The organism is Pseudomonas sp. P9_31 (genome assembly GCF_034008235.1).
Taxonomy (GTDB): domain Bacteria; phylum Pseudomonadota; class Gammaproteobacteria; order Pseudomonadales; family Pseudomonadaceae; genus Aquipseudomonas.
The window spans coordinates 1,953,668-1,969,261 of record NZ_CP125375.1 but is presented as its reverse complement, the minus strand read 5'-3'; the positions used below and the strand labels follow the sequence as shown (position 1 = coordinate 1,969,261).

Here is a 15,594-nt window from a genome sequence, read left to right as displayed (position 1 = left end):
TACGCAGTCGGCTCTGGCGGGGAAACGCACAGCAACGCACAATGGCTGTGCCAAATTCGCACAAGCGTTGACGAAGCCATGAATCCCAATCAATTGACTGAACAACTCGGCCTGTTTCTCGATGTGCTGGAAAGTGGCAGCTTTTCCGCCGCGTCCCGCCGCCATCCACTGACGCCATCGGCGGTGGCGCGACGCATCGACAGCCTGGAAAGCGCCGTTGGCAGCCAGTTGTTCATTCGCAGCACCCACGCGGTACGGGCTACTCCGGCCGGTTTGGCCTTTGCCGAGCGCGCGCGGCGGATCGTCGCAGAACTGCGGCTGGCCCGGGCGGAAGCGGTGTCCCTGAGCAACGCGCCGGAAGGCTTGATTCGGGTTGACGCACCGGCAGCGTTCGGACGACGACACCTGGCGCCGGCGATTGCCGATTTCCTGACGTTTTACCCAGGGCTCGACGTGCAATTGCACCTGATCGACAGCTTTGTCGACATGCAGGGCTCGAACCTGGGCAAGGTCGATCTGGTGCTGCGTGCCGGGCAAATGGCCGACACTCGGCTGGTGGCCACCCCGCTGGCGAGCATGGTGCGCATCGCCTGCGCCAGCCCCGATTATCTGCAACGCCGTGGGGTGCCGACCGATCCGGCGCAGTTGGTCGACCACGATGGTCTCGACTGGGAAGGCCTGGCTCCGCCGTTCGCCTGGCGCTTCGAGCGGGATGGGCAGATGCACTTGCACCGGCCTGCACGAATCCGCATGAGCGCCAACAATGCCGAGGCGCTGGTCTGCGGCGCACTGGCCGGGTTGGGCATCGCGCATCTGCCGACCTGGCTGGCCAGCGAATACTTATTACGCGGCGAACTGCTGCCGCTGTTCTGCGAAAACGGCCTGCCAAAACCGGAAAGCACCGGCATTTATGCGTTGCGCCTGGAGCAGCAACCCAGTTCGCGCAGCCGCTTGTTGCTGGAATACCTGAAGACCCGTTTCAGCCCCATCCCACCGTGGGATCTGGCGCTGCAAACCAATCTGGACCGCCACTAGTCCAGAATTATCTGGCGCATTAAAGATTCGCCCGCTAGATTCATGACGATCACTGATCAAGGCTTTGAAATGAACACCGAGCGCAACAACCCGGACAACTGTGACGACCTGCTGCTGGACAATCAGGTCTGCTTCGCCCTGCACTCCACCTCGCTGCTGATGACCAAGGTCTACAAGCCGCTGCTGCAAGCGCTGGGCCTGACGTATCCGCAGTATCTGGCGATGATGGTGTTGTGGGAAAAGGATGGATTGACGGTCGGCGAAATCAGCACCCGGCTGTTGACCGATCCTGGCTCCCTCACCCCGTTGCTCAAGCGCCTGGAAGCCGAAGGCCTGCTAAGCCGCACCCGCAGCCGTGAAGACGAACGGGTGGTGATTGTCGAGCTCACCGAGCAAGGCCATGCGTTGCGAGACAAGGCCCGTGGCATTCCTCAGTGCATTCTCGGTGCCAGCGGACAAACACTGGAACAGTTGAAGAAGCTGCAAGCGGATCTTCAAGCGCTGCGCAGTCACCTGCAAGACAGCCTCTAACCTCCAAAACACCACGAACCCCTTGTGGGAGCGAGCCTGCTCGCGATAGCGGAGTGACATTCAGCATTGATGTTGATTGGCACACAGCTATCGCGAGCAGGCTCGCTCCCACATTTGTTTTGTAGCGCTCTCAAAAATCCGTTTTTCCAACCCGGTCCTCGAAAAAAATTCCCCGCGAAAATCCCGCCTCGACAGCTCTAACTCAAGACTTTTAATCGCGCACGCCTATTTCGGGTCAAATTTTCTTCAAAATTTATATTGCGCACTAAATATTTGCGAGCTACATTCTCTTCGCTATTACTTAGCGCGCAAACATTTAGCGCAAAAATTCAAATCCAGAACGAGGCTCACACCATGCAAACGCTCTATACCGCAATCGCAACCTCCACCGGCGGCCGTGACGGTCGTGCAATCTCCAGCGACAACGTCCTCGACGTCAAACTCGCTACCCCGAAAGAACTCGGTGGTGCCGGCGGCGCGGCGACCAACCCTGAACAACTGTTTGCCGCCGGTTACTCCGCTTGCTTCATCGGCGCACTGAAATTCGTCGCCAGCCAGACCAAACGCAAAATCCCGGACGACGCCTCGATCACCGCCCATGTCGGCATCGGCCAGATCCCTGGCGGTTTCGGTCTGGACATCGACTTGCACATCAGCCTGCCGGGTCTTGAACAAGCCGACGCACAAAGCCTGGTCGAAGCCGCCCACCAAGTCTGCCCGTACTCCAACGCCACCCGTGGCAACGTCGATGTGCGCCTGCACGTTACCGTCTAACCGCTGATTTCCAGGCCCGAACCAGGAGATGAACGTGAGCACTTTGAGCAAAGTATTGACCGGCACCCTTCTCGCCCTGTCCATCAACAGCGCGTTTGCAGGCGACGGGGTTGAACACCACACCCAGGCGTTCCTCGACGTGTTGAATGCTGGCACCGGCAAACCGATGGAACAGCTCAGCCCTGCCGATGCCCGCGCGGTATTGGTGGGTGCGCAGGCCGGGGTGAAGCTGACGCGGCCAAAAGCCGATGTCCGTGAGAAGACCATCCAGGTCGACGGCCAACCGATCAGCCTGACCATCGTTCGGCCGGCCGGGGTCAAGGCCGAGCTGCCAGTGTTCATGTTCTTCCACGGCGGTGGCTGGGTGCTGGGGGACTTCCCGACCCACGAACGGCTGGTGCGGGACCTGGTAACGGGTTCGGGCGCGGCGGCGGTGTTCGTCAATTACACCCCGTCGCCGGAGGCGCATTACCCGGTGGCGATCAACCAGGCCTACGCCGCGACGAAGTGGGTGGCCGAGCACGGTAAAGAGATCAACGTCGACGGCAAACGCCTGGCCGTGGCCGGCAACAGCGTCGGCGGCAACATGGCGGCCGTGGTTGCCCTGATGGCCAAAGACAAGGGCACGCCGGTGATCAGGTTCCAGGTGTTGTTGTGGCCGGTGACTGACGCCAGCTTTGAAACGGCGTCCTATAACCAGTTCGCCGAGGGGCATTTCCTCACCAAAAACATGATGAAGTGGTTCTGGGACAACTACACCACTGATGCCAAACAGCGGAACGAGATCTACGCCTCACCGCTGCGGGCAACCACCACGCAACTCAAGGGTCTGCCACCCGCTCTGGTGCAGACGGCCAGCGCCGATGTCTTGCGCGATGAAGGTGAAGCTTACGCCCGCAAACTCGACGAGGCTGGCGTACCAGTCACCGCGGTTCGCTACAACGGCATGATCCACGACTACGGTTTGCTCAACGTGGTGAGCCAGGTGCCCGCGGTGCGTTCGGCGATGCTTCAAGCGTCCGAAGAGCTCAAGCAACACTTGAAATAAAAAACCTGTGGGAGCGAGCCTGCTCGCGATAGCGGTAGATCAGTCAACATCTTTGTTGAATGTGAAGCCGCCATCGCGAGCAGGCTCGCTCCCACAAGGGTTCATCGTTGTTCTTGAAGCTGCATTTCAACCGGCACAAAAAAGCCCGACTCAATGGTCGGGCTTTTTCATTCCTGAGGCTGTGCTTATTTAGCACGGCCTTTGTAGGAACCGCCTTCGCGGGTATCGATCTCGATCTTGTCACCGATTTCGATGAAGTCAGCAACTTGCAGCTCAGTACCGTTGCTCAGCTTGGCAGGCTTCATCACCTTGCCGGAAGTGTCGCCGCGAGCGGAACCTTCGGTGTAGTCAACTACGCGCACGATAGTGGTCGGCAGTTCTACGGAAACCAGACGCTCTTCGAAGAAGATCGCTTCGCATACATCGGTCATGCCTTCTTCAACGAAAGGCAGAACGGCTTCGATGTCTTCAGCGTTCAGCTCGTACATGGTGTAGTCGGTGGTGTCCATGAACGTGTAGGAGTCGCCGCTGATGAAGGACAGGGTCGCTTCTTTGCGGTCGAGGATTACGTCGTCCAGTTTGTCGTCGGCGCTGTAAACGATCTCGGTCTTGTAACCGGTCAGCAGGTTCTTCAGCTTGGTCTTCATGATCGCGCTGTTACGACCCGACTTGGTGAATTCAGCTTTCTGAACCAGCCAAGGATCGTTTTCGAGACGGATCACCATCCCGGGTTTCAGTTCTTTACCAGTTTTCATTGCGAATATCCGAATTTGGATGGGATTTACAAAAATCTAGGCCGCGTATCATATCCAATTTAGGTAAAACTGTACCAGCGCTGCGGCAAGATCTGCCTGCAAGGCTTGTTCCAGACACCACGCTTCGGCATGTTTTTCCAGTTCCGGCCAGTGTTTGCGGGTTGATTTCCAGTGCTCGGCCATTGTCTCACCTGCATTCCATGCCCGCCATAGACCGCTGATCGCCTCGCCGGCAGGCTTGGACAGGCCTTGGGTGTACAGGTTGAGGAAGGCGTCGAGCTTGTCCAGGTGGATATCTTCGTCCTGCTGATAGATGTGCCAGAGCAGTGGCCGGCCTGCCCATTGGGCGCGAACAAAAGAATCTTCGCCGCGCACGGCGTTGAAATCGCAGCTCCACAGCAGCAGGTCGTATTGATCCTGTCGGACGAACGGCAGCACTTGCACGGTCAAGGCATCGCGCACATGCACCGCACCGACTGTCAGCCCGTTGACCCCGAGCCAGCGTTCGACGTCGCCGAGAATCCGCCCTTCGGGCACCAGCAGATGAGTCGGCGCCGAATCGGCAGCCATGGCGTCGAGCCAACTGGCCAGCCCGGTATTTTCGTAGGCAAACAACGAGATCAGCTGCGCGTTTGACGCGCGATCAATACCCAAGCCTTGCAGGAATGCTCGCTGAGCTTGCGGACTTTGCTGAAATTGCCGACGCCGCTCGAGCAATCCGCTTTCACGCAGCAAGCCACCCGTACCCTTGCGAAAGCCCGGGAAGAAAAAGAACTTCTGCACATTCTTGTACTTCACCGACGGCAAGCCGTGACAACCGACGACCCAGTCTTCGGCGCTCAGATAATCGAGGTTCATCCACAGCGGCGGCTTTTCCCGTTCGGCCATGGCCTCCATGTAAGCACTCGGCAACTGGCAGGCGAACGCGGCGATGACGACATCTGCGGCTTCGGTGGGTTGCCAGTCCGCTGACCACTGTCGCACCTCGACACCCTGCTGCCACTGCTGCGCGGCGCGGATGTCGATTTCTGGACACAACCGTTCGAAGGCCCGCAGGTCGTCGACCCACAGGCGCACCGCCACTGAATGTTCGGCCACCAATTGTCGGGCCAGGCGCCAGGTCACACCAATATCACCAAAGTTGTCGACCACGGTGCAAAAAATATCCCAGCGGGTTTTCATTTCAGGCATTCCAGGCTCCCGTTGGCAAAGGCGCCGATTGTCCGCATAAATTACCCCGTGCAGAAGAGCCGACGACGATTAATCTTCGTGCGACAATCGCACTCCCCCGCGACCACCCGCCAGGAGGCAGTAATGCCCTACCGTCCCAACCCGCGCCGTCCCTTGCCGATCCAGTTTAATGCGCTGCGACTGACCGGCAGCATTGCCCTTGGCTTGTGGCTGGGATTCATCGCAATCGCACTGACTTGCTGGCTCGCCTGGCGCCTGTTGTTCAACGAGCAATTGGCGCCCTTGGCCCAAGCGGTGGAGCAACTGGCCAAGCCGCCGGTGATTGAGCAACCCGCCCCGCAAAACCCGATGTTCGAACAGTACGAGGAACACCTGCGCAGGAACGAGCAGCAGCAAATGGTGGAACAGGCCAGAAGCAGCAAACACAATCTGGCCAATCCAAAATGCCAGTTCTGGCTGCAACAGGACCAGACCGCGCCGAGCGAAAAAAGCCGCGCCAACGTCGTGCAATTCTGCGATTGATCATGAAGCTCTCTATGCACAAGCCGACCGTCCACCAACTGATCATCGACAAGCTGCGGATCGATCTCGACATCGCCGAGCGTGCCGCGCAAACCGCTTACGAAACCGCGACCCACGAAGAAAACATCGCCGAGAACAAGTACGACACTCTGGGGCTGGAGGCGTCTTATCTGGCGGCCGGACAGGCCAGACGGGTGGAAGAAATCAGGCAGTCATTGAGCCTTTGCCAGAACCTGACATTGCGGCCTTATGACGACCGGCGCGGTATCGAAGTCGGCGCCCTGCTCGGCCTGGAAGACGAAAAGGGTCGCGAACAATGGCTGTTCCTGGCCCCCGACGCGGCCGGGCTGAAGGTTGATCTGGTGGGGCAACTGATTACCGTCATCACCCCTCGCTCGCCGCTGGGCAAAAGCCTGCTGGGCAAGTTCGAAGGGGATGAAGTGGAGATTCTGGTGGCGGGTGCTCGGCAACAGTTTGCTGTTACCGAGGTCTGTTGAGGATTAATGGACCGGCAGTTCGACACCGTCGAACAGCTCTTCCAGTTCCTGCTTGTTGTGGCACTGAATGGCCTTGGCCATGACTTCGCGGGTCAGGTGCGGCGCGAACTTCTCGATGAAGTCGCACATGAAGCCACGCAGGAACGTGCCACGACGGAAACCGATTTTGGTAATGCTGGATTCGAACAACTCGCTGGCATCGAGCACCACCAGATCACTATCGAGCTTGGTGTCGACCGCCATTTTCGCCACGATACCCACGCCCAGACCCAGGCGAACATACGTCTTGATCACGTCGGCGTCGGCGGCGGTGAACACCACTTTTGGTGTCAGGCCGCGATGACTGAAGGCTTCGTCGAGTTTCGAACGGCCGGTGAAACCGAACACGTAGGTCACGATCGGGTATTCAGCCAGGGCTTCGAGGGTCAGCTTCGACAGCTTGGTCAGCGGGTGGCCCTGAGGCACAACCACGCAGCGGTTCCAGCGGTAGCACGGCATCATCACCAGGTCACCGAACAACTCCAGGGCTTCGGTGGCGATGGCGAAATCGACGGTGCCGTCAGCGGCCATCTCGGCGATCTGCATCGGCGACCCTTGGTGCATGTGCAGGGCAACGTCCGGATATTGCTTGATGAAATTGCTGATCACCGGCGGTAATGCATAACGCGCCTGAGTGTGAGTGGTGGCGATCGACAGAGTGCCCTTTTTCTCGTTGGAGAACTCCTGGGCGATCTGCTTGATGCTTTCAACCTTGCGCAGGATCTCACCGGCGGTGGTGATGATGCGCTCACCCGCCGGGGTTACACGAGTCAGGTGTTTACCGCTGCGGGCGAAAACCTCGACCCCCAATTCGTCTTCCAGCAGACGGATCTGCTTGCTGATGCCCGGTTGCGAGGTGTAGAGGCTTTGGGCTGTAGCGGAAACGTTGAGGTCGTGGTGCGCCACTTCCCAGATGTAGCGCAATTGTTGAAGCTTCATATGAATCCCTCAAAGCAGGTAGACGCCACGGGCATCAGCGACGGTATATAACTATATTAATGGTTTGATGAATAAATCTAGAACTTTTTATCAAAATGCCATTATTCGAGTTCTAGCGATCCTCTTTGCGGCGACGCTCCACCAACGGCACCAGATAGACCGGCACCCTGGCCAGTTGCAACACGCGCGCAGCGGTCCGGCCCAACGGTGTTTCCGCCCCGGCGCCATGACTGTGGCTTCCTACGATCAGCAAATCGACAGAGAGTTTCTGCGCCTGATCGAGAATCACCTGTGACGGATCGCCCTGCAGCACCCGCACCGCTTGAATCCGCTGCAAATCCTGCTCGCCTTCATCCCCCAGTTCTTCGCGAAAGTTGTCGAGCACTCGTTGCTGGATATTGGCGATCACCGTGTTCAGACCCTGACTGTGAAATTCGTTCAAGGACTTCTCGTCGAGGTAACTCTGCAACACGGATTCAGCAAACAGCCCCATAGGCTCTACCGCGTGCACCACGTACAAGTCGGCATTGAATGTTCGAGCCAGTTCCAAGGCATGCTGCATCACCAATGGTGCGTACAGACCCAAGTCAGTGGCGTACAGCATCGAACGAATCATATGACCTCCTCAAATGCCAACATGGCGGAGATTGATTCAGCTTAGCAGTGCCGTGGCGAGTGCGGCGTCCGGCGCAAACCCATTGAACCGCTGGGCTTTAAACCGACGGTTCGTTACTGATGCCATGGGGCACGTGCCCGGTGGCGACCACTTCGCGGGCCAGCTCGCAATGGCCGGCCTGATCGTCGAAAAATACGTCGGCGGCGAAGGCTTCGAGAAAAGCCGATTTGGTCAGGCCGCCGAGGAACAGCGATTCGTCCAGACGGATGTCCCACTCGCGCAAGGTACGGATCACCCGTTCATGGGCCGGCGCTGATCGTGCGGTCACCAGTGCGGTGCGGATCGGACAGGCGTCATCGGGAAACTCGCGCTGCAACAAATTGAGGGCTGCTAGGAAGCCTTTGAACGGCCCTCCACGCAAAGGCTCGCGGGCTGCCTCACGCTCGCTCGCCTGAAACGCCGCAAGACCTCCCGACTGATAAACCCGCTCCGACTCGTCGGAAAACAGCACCGCGTCACCGTCGAAAGCAATGCGCAGTTCATCGCTGGCGGCGCGACTGGCACCGCCCGACAGAATAGTCGCTGCGGCGAAACCGGCATCCAGCGCACTGCGCACATCGTCGGCGTGGGTCGAAAGAAACAGGTCGCAGCCAAAGGCCTTGAGGTAGGGATAAGGACTGCGCCCGCCGACAAATGCCGCGCGCGAGATCGCCAGGCCATAGTGATGAATCGAGTTGAAAACCCGCAGGCCGGTGTCGGCGCTGTTGCGCGACACCAGGATCACCTCGACCCGGGCACGGCCGAGACTGGCGTTCAGGTTCAGGAGTTTTTCCACCAACGGGAATGCATCGCCGGGCTCGAGAATTTCGTCTTCGTGTTCGATCTGGTACTGCCGATAGGCCTCGACGCCGCTCGACAGATAGACCTTGTGGCTCTCGCTCAAATCGAACAGCGCTCGCGAAGAAATCGCCAGCACCAGTTTGTCGTCTATGACATTTGCCATGCCCTTCCCCTTTCTTTTGACCGACTCAGTGATTACGTCGGTCGATAAAACTCAAGCTGCGATACAAAGCTTCGATTCGCGGCAACTCGCATCCCGCCGTCTTCGCCGCAGCCAGTGGCCGAGCGTAGATCGCGTCCAGCTCCAGCGGCCGCTTGTGCAAAAAGTCGTGGTACATGCTCGGCCAGTAGTCGGGCATTTTCTCGGTCATCATGAACAGATAGTCGGCGTAATCCGGCGGCATGTCATGGCCGCAGGCCTTGGCCCCCTGAACCACTTCGGCCATCAAGGCCTGAATCAGCGCGCGGCTGTCGACATCCGCCATCAACGGTGTGGTGCTGGCCCCGAGTAGCACCGACAGACCGTTGTAGGGGATATTCCAGACCAGTTTCTGCCAGCGCGCCTGGTGCAGGTTCGGCATGGCCTGGGCGTCGATGCCGGCAGCGTGGAACAACCCGGCGCCCTCCTCGACGATGCTCATGCGCGCCTGTTCATTGGCGGCGGGGCCGCTGTGGTAGCCGACATTCACGGCACCGAGCGCCTGATGGGTGATGACGCCAGGGCCGGCGCGATGCACGCAGATCAGACAAAGTCCGCCGAGCAGGTGCAGCGAATCGGGGAGCAACGCACGCAGGCTGTCTTCGACCTCCAGGCCATTTTGCAGCAGCAGCACTTTGGCATCAGGCGCCGCGGCTTGAATAATGGCCGGCGCCAGGCCTGCATTGCTGGTGGTCTTGGCGCCCACCAGCAGCCAGTCACAGGGCGGCATGTCGGCAGCCGACGAATAGGCCTGGACCGGGTTCAGGGTCAGCGGGCCCAACGACGCATGGTCGAGATGCAAGCCGCGTTCGGCCACCGCAGAAAACTCACTGCGCAACAGAAAGTGCACATCGAAGCCGGCACGCGCCAGCATCAGCCCGTAGAAACCACCGATAGCGCCGGTCCCGATAATGCCGATCGTCGGCCTGGCCACTGTGCCTGTCATGGCAACTCCTCTGCTTGTCGACTCAGCGCCTGGCCCAAGGCCTCGTTGAGTGCCGTGCGGGTCAGACGCGACTGTAGCGCCCCGAAGAACTCACCGTCGCGCACCACAAACAGCGCCGGCAAATGAAAGACCCGATAACGCTCGACCACCCCGCCATTGTTCCCTGCATCGATCCAGCACAGCCGATCGACCATCAGATCGAGCCCGGGCAACTGCTCACGGGCAAAACGGCAACTGGCGCAGCCGACGCTGGTAAAAATCACCAGTGAAATGCCGCTCATCGCCAGCAACCGTTGGTCGGCGTCGAAATCGGTCAGTTCCGATTCGACCACTATACTGGGAGAAACGATGTCAGATGGCCGACACAGGGAGTCCGTGTTCATGAGACGTTATCTTCCTCATCCTGACGATGTGCCCGTCGAATTAACGTTGCTCAAACATGAGTGTATTTCGCGGCAAGAGCTGCACACTATCAGCCTCGGCGGCATGGCTTGCAATTACCACCGCGCGTGGCGACGGGGTACGGCACTCGAAGTGCGCATGCCGACCCTGAGCACCACAGTCTGTTATCTGGGCTATGTGGCGTGGTGTCTGCGACGAAAACGCGGCTATCTGGTGGGGATCGCCTTCATCGACGAACAGACGCTATTTTGCGCGCGGATGGGTGAACAGGTCTGCCAGATCGAACGTTACTGCCGTCAGCATGAACTCCAAAGCGAACAGCAGAGCAATGAGAGCCTGGCGCTCGAATGGGTCCAGCAGCACGCCGACGAGTTCTCCCACGACACGGTTCGCCAGGCATTTGCACAGCCAGTGATGGGTTAGGGGGCGTTCTCAATTTGTTTCCCCGGCGGGGAAACTCACTGAGAATGCCCCCTAAACCAGTGTCTGCCCATTGTCGAGCCACGGTGTAACGCGCTAAGGTTCGACTCCCCGACGCGCTTAAATTTGCTGTGCTCCGCCGCGCGGGGATCGCTGGCGGCCGGCACCCGTGACCTGACGAGTAAACGATGGCTGATTTACCGATCAACGACCTTAACGTCGCCTCCAACGAGACCCTGATCACTCCCGATCAGCTCAAGCGTGATATCCCTCTGAGCGACACTGCCCTGCGCACCGTCACCAAGGGCCGCGAAGTCATTCGCAACATTCTTGATGGCACCGACCACCGCCTGTTCGTCGTGATCGGGCCGTGCTCGATCCATGACATCAAGGCTGCCCACGAATACGCCGAACGCCTGAAGGTACTCGCAGCCGAAGTGTCCGATACCCTGTATCTGGTCATGCGCGTGTATTTCGAGAAGCCACGCACCACCGTCGGCTGGAAAGGCTTGATCAACGATCCGTACCTGGACGACTCGTTCAAGATTCAGGATGGCCTGCACATCGGTCGTCAGTTGCTGCTGGACCTGGCCGAGATGGGCCTGCCAACCGCGACCGAAGCCCTCGATCCGATCTCCCCGCAATACTTGCAGGACCTGATCAGCTGGTCGGCGATTGGCGCGCGCACCACCGAATCCCAGACTCACCGTGAAATGGCTTCCGGCCTGTCCTCGGCCGTCGGCTTCAAGAACGGCACCGATGGCGGCCTGACGGTGGCCATCAACGCCCTGCAGTCGGTTTCCAGCCCGCACCGTTTCCTGGGCATCAACCAGGAAGGTGGTGTGTCGATCGTCACCACCAAGGGCAATGCCTACGGTCACGTGGTATTGCGTGGCGGTAACGGCAAGCCGAACTACGATTCGGTCAGCGTCGCCCTCTGCGAGCAAGCGCTGAACAAGGCGAAGATCAAACCGAACATCATGGTCGATTGCAGCCACGCCAACTCCAACAAAGACCCGGCCCTGCAACCGCTGGTGATGGAGAACGTCGCCAACCAGATCCTCGAAGGCAACCAGTCGATCATCGGCCTGATGGTCGAAAGTCACCTGAACTGGGGCTGCCAGGCGATCCCTAAAGACCTCGCCGACCTGCAATACGGCGTATCGATCACCGATGCCTGCATCGATTGGACCGCCACCGAAAACACCTTGCGCAGCATGCACGCCAAGCTCAAGGACGTGCTGCCCAAACGCAATCGCAGCTGATCGCCGTTTCACGCATAAAAAAACGCCAGGCTTAAACCTGGCGTTTTTTTATGCGTTCGTTTTGTTCACAGCTTGGCGGCATGCCGCTGGTGACGCTCCATGTAGCGCTCCACGTAGGAGCACGATGGAATGACGGTGTAGCCCATTTCATCAGCGTATTGCAGTGCCTGTTCGGTCAATGCCGCCGCAATGCCGCGACCACGCAGTGCGTTGGGCACGAAGGTGCGATAGATATCCAGGGTCTGTTTCCCCAGATCCATATAGGTCAGGTAGGCACGATAACCGTCCACAGTGGTCTCGAACTGATGACCAGCCTGGTCATGGTGGATGGACAACGCCTCGCTCATTACTACTCCTCGCGGGTCTTTAATTCTGACCCCTACCTTACCGATGTTTTTCCGGCGAAGGAACATCTACGCCACCCCGTGCCTGAATGGACACCGAGAAAAGCCGCACCAATCTCGCACAACCAGGCACGTATCAAATAGTAGGCACCATTGGCAGAAATGCTCAAGGGACACTCGTCATGCTGGCAGGCGGGTGCTGCTCCGGGTGATGCAGGGACGGCTTGACCGGTGTCTTGCCGGGTCGAAGCCTGAACATTGCCGGATATTGAGACTTAAGACGAGCGCCCTTTGTTTAAGTCACCTCAACATGGATAAAGATATGAGAGCGGCTGCGCAAAATTCGAACAAAAGTGTGGACGATTCCATCTAGACAGACTTTAGCCAAGACTGAAAAACAGCTGCCGACTCGGGGAACTTTTCCCCGGCGGCTCGCTCAGTTCGGGCCTCGCAGCTGGGTATTTTTTATACAATGCAGTTAAAAGTTGCTCGAAAAAGAATCAACGCCTACAATTTTTTTTGCTTCTTGCGCTACGTCAGTTTACTTACTACAAGTAATGGGTAGTATGTACGCCGGCTATTTCCTCACTCTGAGGAGATAGCTACTTAATAGAAAGTCCTTGAAGGGGAACACGATGAACAACGTTCTGAAATTCTCTGCTCTGGCTCTGGCCGCAGTTCTGGCTACCGGTTGCAGCAGCGTATCGAAAGAAACCGAAGCACGTCTGACTGCTACTGAAGACGCAGCAGCTCGCTCCCAGGCTCGTGCAGACGAAGCTTACCGTAAAGCTGATGAAGCTCTGGCTGCTGCTCAAAAAGCACAACAGACTGCTGACGAAGCTAACGAGCGTGCTCTGCGCATGCTGGAAAAAGCTAGCCGCAAGTAATAATCCTTCGGGATTGTTATCAAGCCGACCCATTTTATGGGTCGGCTTTTTTATGGCCCGCAGTTTCTGCCGGCCATAAAAAACCCGCCGATGCGGCCTGCATCGGCGGGTTGCTTTAACACGTTACTGCTGCAGGTCGATTGGCGCGCTCGATACCATCGGTACCGACGTATTCGGCACGGCGATTTCCACCGGCAGGCCATCTTCAGCGGCCACCACATCACGCACCACATCCCAGTTCATGCGCAAGTTGTTGGTGATGTCCTCACGTTTGAGCATCGCATTGATCACTGCGGTGTGCTTGTCGACCACCGACGGGTTGCCCTTGTCATCCAGCGGTGTGTGCGCCTCCAGATAGACCTTGCCGCCACTGAGACCAAACTTGTACGGGTCGTTGAGGATGCGCACCGACGTCCCGACCGGCACCATGCTGGCCATTTCCAGCACGTTGTTGTTGAACATGCGGAAGCAGCCGTGGCTGGTGCGCATACCTATGCCGAATTTCTTGTTCGAACCGTGGATCAGGTAGCCGGGAGTGCCCAGGGTGAATTTGAACGGCCCCAGCGGGTTGTCCGGGCCAGCCGGCACCACGTTCGGCAGTGGGTCGCCATCGGCCGCGTGCTCGGCCTTGATCGACGCTGGAGGTGTCCAGCTCGGGTTCGGCGTTTTGGCGATGATGCTGGTGTGGGCAATCGGCGAACCCCAGCCTTCACGGCCGATACCCAGCGGGAAGGTGTACACCACGTTCCGGCCTTTCGGGTAGTAGTAGAGGCGGTATTCAGCCAGGTTGATGACGATGCCTTCACGGGGGCCCGGCGGCAGGATGAAGCGGGTCGGCAGCACGATTTCGGTACCTGCGCCCGGCAACCATGGATCGACACCGGGGTTGGCCGCGACCATTTCCAAATAGCCCAGATCGTAGGTGGTGCCAAGGTCGGCGAAGGTGTCTTCGTACTTGGCCTTGATCACTTGCACCTGGCCGATGATGTCTTCACCGGGCGGTGGCAGGGGTAGCTCCAATGCTGCAACGGGACCCGCCACGCAGAGGGCGGCAAGAGACAAGCAGCGGGTGACGGCGGGAAAGCGCGGCAACATCCGGAAAATCCTTCGCATGATCGACAAGGGTATAAAAACACGATTGTACACCGCCGCCCGTTATTTCGGGGAGACGTAAAGACCTGTGGTTGGGGGATCTGCGGTGAGGGGCTTGCCTGTGGGGGAGCTTGTCTGTGGCGAGGGAGCTTGCTCCCGTTCGGCGGCGTAGCCGTCGTGAAACCGGTAAATGCGTTTTTACTGTAGAACCCCGGTGATCGGAATTCAGGCCTGCTTCACAGTCCAGCGGAAGCAAGCTCCCTCGCCACAGGAGCCCCCTCGCTACAGGACCCTAAAGCTCGAACCGCAACTCAGGCCAGATCGGCGAGGTGCCGCGTTTTTGCGATTCCAGAATGGCCCGGCACAGCGAGCACAGGCGCTGGTCCTGGAACACAGTACGGTCGACGCTCGACCAGCGCGGTTGCGCCGGCAACAGGCTGCCGCACAAGGTTCGGTCCGCCGAGCCGCCCAGTTCCAGCTGACGGGTCACCAGATGTACCCGCACTTCCTGGCAGGCGAACAGATCCAGCTGTTCGTCAGGCTCGATCAGTTGATAAGCAAAAAGGGACCAGGCAGGACGCGGCATCGGGGGCTCCAAATCGGGGGCGCCACCTTAGCCGAAACACCGCCGCTAGAAAAGCGTCAAAGCAGCGGTTTCAGTGTCGGCCAGACATTTTCCAGCAACTTGCCCTGAGCCCCCACCGCCGGGTGCAGGCCGTCGGATTGCATCAGGTCCGGATGACCGCCCACGCCGTCGAGAAAAAACGGCACCAGCGGGATTTTTTTCTCGTCGGCCACTTTGGTGTAGGCCTCGGCAAAGGCCCGGGTGTAACGCACACCGTAATTGGGCGGCAATTGCATGCCGAGCAACAACACCTTGGCGCCACTGGCGCGGGAGCTGTCGATCATCGACGCAAGATTTTGTTGCAATTGTGTTGGCAGCATTCCGCGCAGCCCATCGTTGCCCCCCAATTCGAGGATAACGAGCTCAGGCTTATGCTCTGCAAGCAGCGCCGGCAGGCGCGCCCGGCCTCCGGCACTGGTGTCGCCGCTGATGGACGCATTGACCACCTTATCGTCGAAACCTTCGCGCTTGAGCCGTTGCTCGAGCAACGACACCCACCCCACCCGGGTATCCAGGCCGAAACCGGCGCTGATACTATCGCCAACGATCAGGACGGTACCCGCCGCTGCGCTCTGGGCCATGCACATCAAGGCCAGGCCAGCACTCAAAAACCACACACGCATCGGA

20 protein-coding genes are annotated in these 15,594 nt (G+C 58.8%); 9 read left to right on the top strand and 11 right to left on the bottom strand.

Annotation, left to right across the window (positions count from 1 at the left end; translation table 11 throughout):
* The first annotated feature begins 78 nt into the window (after positions 1-78).
* The 4 genes from QMK51_RS08960 (at position 79) to QMK51_RS08945 (ending at position 3,388) form a co-directional block, all read left to right on the top strand.
* Positions 79-1,035 carry a LysR family transcriptional regulator gene (locus tag QMK51_RS08960; RefSeq protein ID WP_258699805.1) on the top strand — a complete coding sequence of 319 codons (957 nt, stop codon included), beginning with the start codon at positions 79-81 and terminating at the stop codon, positions 1,033-1,035.
* Positions 1,036-1,104: 69 nt separating this feature from the next.
* Entirely contained in the window at positions 1,105-1,566 is a 462-nt protein-coding gene (locus QMK51_RS08955; protein ID WP_192344150.1) for a MarR family winged helix-turn-helix transcriptional regulator, read from the top strand.
* Between the two features lie 354 nt (positions 1,567-1,920).
* Positions 1,921-2,340, top strand: a complete 420-nt coding sequence (locus tag QMK51_RS08950) for an organic hydroperoxide resistance protein (RefSeq protein WP_008009416.1) — start codon at positions 1,921-1,923, stop codon at positions 2,338-2,340.
* Positions 2,341-2,374: 34 nt separating this feature from the next.
* Positions 2,375-3,388 (top strand): alpha/beta hydrolase, encoded by a 1,014-nt coding sequence (locus QMK51_RS08945; RefSeq protein WP_320393784.1) that lies wholly within the window; start codon positions 2,375-2,377, stop codon positions 3,386-3,388.
* A gap of 185 nt (positions 3,389-3,573) precedes the next feature.
* Here QMK51_RS08945 and QMK51_RS08940 read toward each other — a convergent pair whose 3' ends face one another.
* Together QMK51_RS08940 and earP are read right to left on the bottom strand one after the other, a co-directional pair.
* The gene (locus QMK51_RS08940) at positions 3,574-4,143 is read right to left on the bottom strand and encodes an elongation factor P (protein WP_223483792.1); all 570 of its coding nucleotides are present in this window, start codon (positions 4,141-4,143) and stop codon (positions 3,574-3,576) included.
* Between the two features lie 48 nt (positions 4,144-4,191).
* A complete protein-coding gene (gene earP / locus QMK51_RS08935; RefSeq protein ID WP_320393783.1) occupies positions 4,192-5,334 on the bottom strand; it encodes an elongation factor P maturation arginine rhamnosyltransferase EarP in 1,143 nt (380 codons plus the stop codon).
* A gap of 123 nt (positions 5,335-5,457) precedes the next feature.
* Here earP and QMK51_RS08930 point away from each other — a divergent pair, with 123 nt between their 5' ends.
* Together QMK51_RS08930 and QMK51_RS08925 are read left to right on the top strand one after the other, a co-directional pair.
* Complete coding sequence (locus QMK51_RS08930) at positions 5,458-5,856, top strand: hypothetical protein (RefSeq protein WP_258699801.1); 399 nt, start codon at positions 5,458-5,460, stop codon at positions 5,854-5,856.
* Positions 5,857-5,870: 14 nt separating this feature from the next.
* The gene (locus QMK51_RS08925; RefSeq protein ID WP_258699800.1) at positions 5,871-6,353 is read left to right on the top strand and encodes a transcription elongation factor GreAB; all 483 of its coding nucleotides are present in this window, start codon (positions 5,871-5,873) and stop codon (positions 6,351-6,353) included.
* A 3-nt stretch (positions 6,354-6,356) separates the two neighbouring features.
* On the opposite strand, the gene cysB is transcribed toward QMK51_RS08925, so the two are convergent.
* The 5 genes from cysB to QMK51_RS08900 form a co-directional block, all read right to left on the bottom strand.
* Positions 6,357-7,331 (bottom strand): HTH-type transcriptional regulator CysB, encoded by a 975-nt coding sequence (gene cysB / locus QMK51_RS08920; RefSeq protein WP_007899921.1) that lies wholly within the window; start codon positions 7,329-7,331, stop codon positions 6,357-6,359.
* Between the two features lie 112 nt (positions 7,332-7,443).
* A complete protein-coding gene (locus tag QMK51_RS08915; RefSeq protein ID WP_258699799.1) occupies positions 7,444-7,947 on the bottom strand; it encodes a universal stress protein in 504 nt (167 codons plus the stop codon).
* 97 nt (positions 7,948-8,044) lie between these two features.
* Complete coding sequence (locus QMK51_RS08910; RefSeq protein ID WP_320393782.1) at positions 8,045-8,950, bottom strand: 5'-nucleotidase; 906 nt, start codon at positions 8,948-8,950, stop codon at positions 8,045-8,047.
* Positions 8,951-8,975: 25 nt separating this feature from the next.
* Positions 8,976-9,932: a putative 2-dehydropantoate 2-reductase gene (locus QMK51_RS08905; RefSeq protein WP_320393781.1), complete on the bottom strand. Its 957-nt coding sequence runs from the start codon at positions 9,930-9,932 to the stop codon at positions 8,976-8,978.
* Positions 9,929-10,315: a thioredoxin family protein gene (locus QMK51_RS08900; protein ID WP_258699796.1), complete on the bottom strand. Its 387-nt coding sequence runs from the start codon at positions 10,313-10,315 to the stop codon at positions 9,929-9,931. The genes QMK51_RS08905 and QMK51_RS08900 overlap by 4 nt, the downstream gene beginning before the upstream one ends.
* Between QMK51_RS08900 and QMK51_RS08895 the strand changes: the two genes are divergently transcribed.
* Entirely contained in the window at positions 10,314-10,757 is a 444-nt protein-coding gene (locus QMK51_RS08895; RefSeq protein WP_320393780.1) for a PilZ domain-containing protein, read from the top strand. The two genes, QMK51_RS08900 and QMK51_RS08895, sit on opposite strands and share 2 nt — an antisense overlap.
* 185 nt (positions 10,758-10,942) lie before the next feature.
* Complete coding sequence (locus tag QMK51_RS08890; protein WP_320393779.1) at positions 10,943-12,019, top strand: 3-deoxy-7-phosphoheptulonate synthase; 1,077 nt, start codon at positions 10,943-10,945, stop codon at positions 12,017-12,019.
* 65 nt (positions 12,020-12,084) lie between these two features.
* On the opposite strand, the gene QMK51_RS08885 is transcribed toward QMK51_RS08890, so the two are convergent.
* Positions 12,085-12,366 (bottom strand): GNAT family N-acetyltransferase, encoded by a 282-nt coding sequence (locus QMK51_RS08885; protein WP_007939987.1) that lies wholly within the window; start codon positions 12,364-12,366, stop codon positions 12,085-12,087.
* A gap of 632 nt (positions 12,367-12,998) precedes the next feature.
* On the opposite strand from QMK51_RS08885, the gene oprI reads away from it, so the two are divergent.
* Positions 12,999-13,250: an outer membrane lipoprotei OprI gene (gene oprI / locus QMK51_RS08880; protein WP_003172710.1), complete on the top strand. Its 252-nt coding sequence runs from the start codon at positions 12,999-13,001 to the stop codon at positions 13,248-13,250.
* A 123-nt stretch (positions 13,251-13,373) separates the two neighbouring features.
* On the opposite strand, the gene QMK51_RS08875 is transcribed toward oprI, so the two are convergent.
* From QMK51_RS08875 to QMK51_RS08865, 3 genes are all read right to left on the bottom strand, one after another.
* Complete coding sequence (locus QMK51_RS08875; protein ID WP_320393778.1) at positions 13,374-14,345, bottom strand: L,D-transpeptidase family protein; 972 nt, start codon at positions 14,343-14,345, stop codon at positions 13,374-13,376.
* A 289-nt stretch (positions 14,346-14,634) separates the two neighbouring features.
* Positions 14,635-14,928 carry a hypothetical protein gene (locus QMK51_RS08870; RefSeq protein ID WP_007899882.1) on the bottom strand — a complete coding sequence of 98 codons (294 nt, stop codon included), beginning with the start codon at positions 14,926-14,928 and terminating at the stop codon, positions 14,635-14,637.
* 56 nt (positions 14,929-14,984) lie between these two features.
* Positions 14,985-15,590, bottom strand: a complete 606-nt coding sequence (locus QMK51_RS08865; protein WP_258699792.1) for an arylesterase — start codon at positions 15,588-15,590, stop codon at positions 14,985-14,987.
* Between the last annotated feature and the right edge of the window lie 4 nt (positions 15,591-15,594).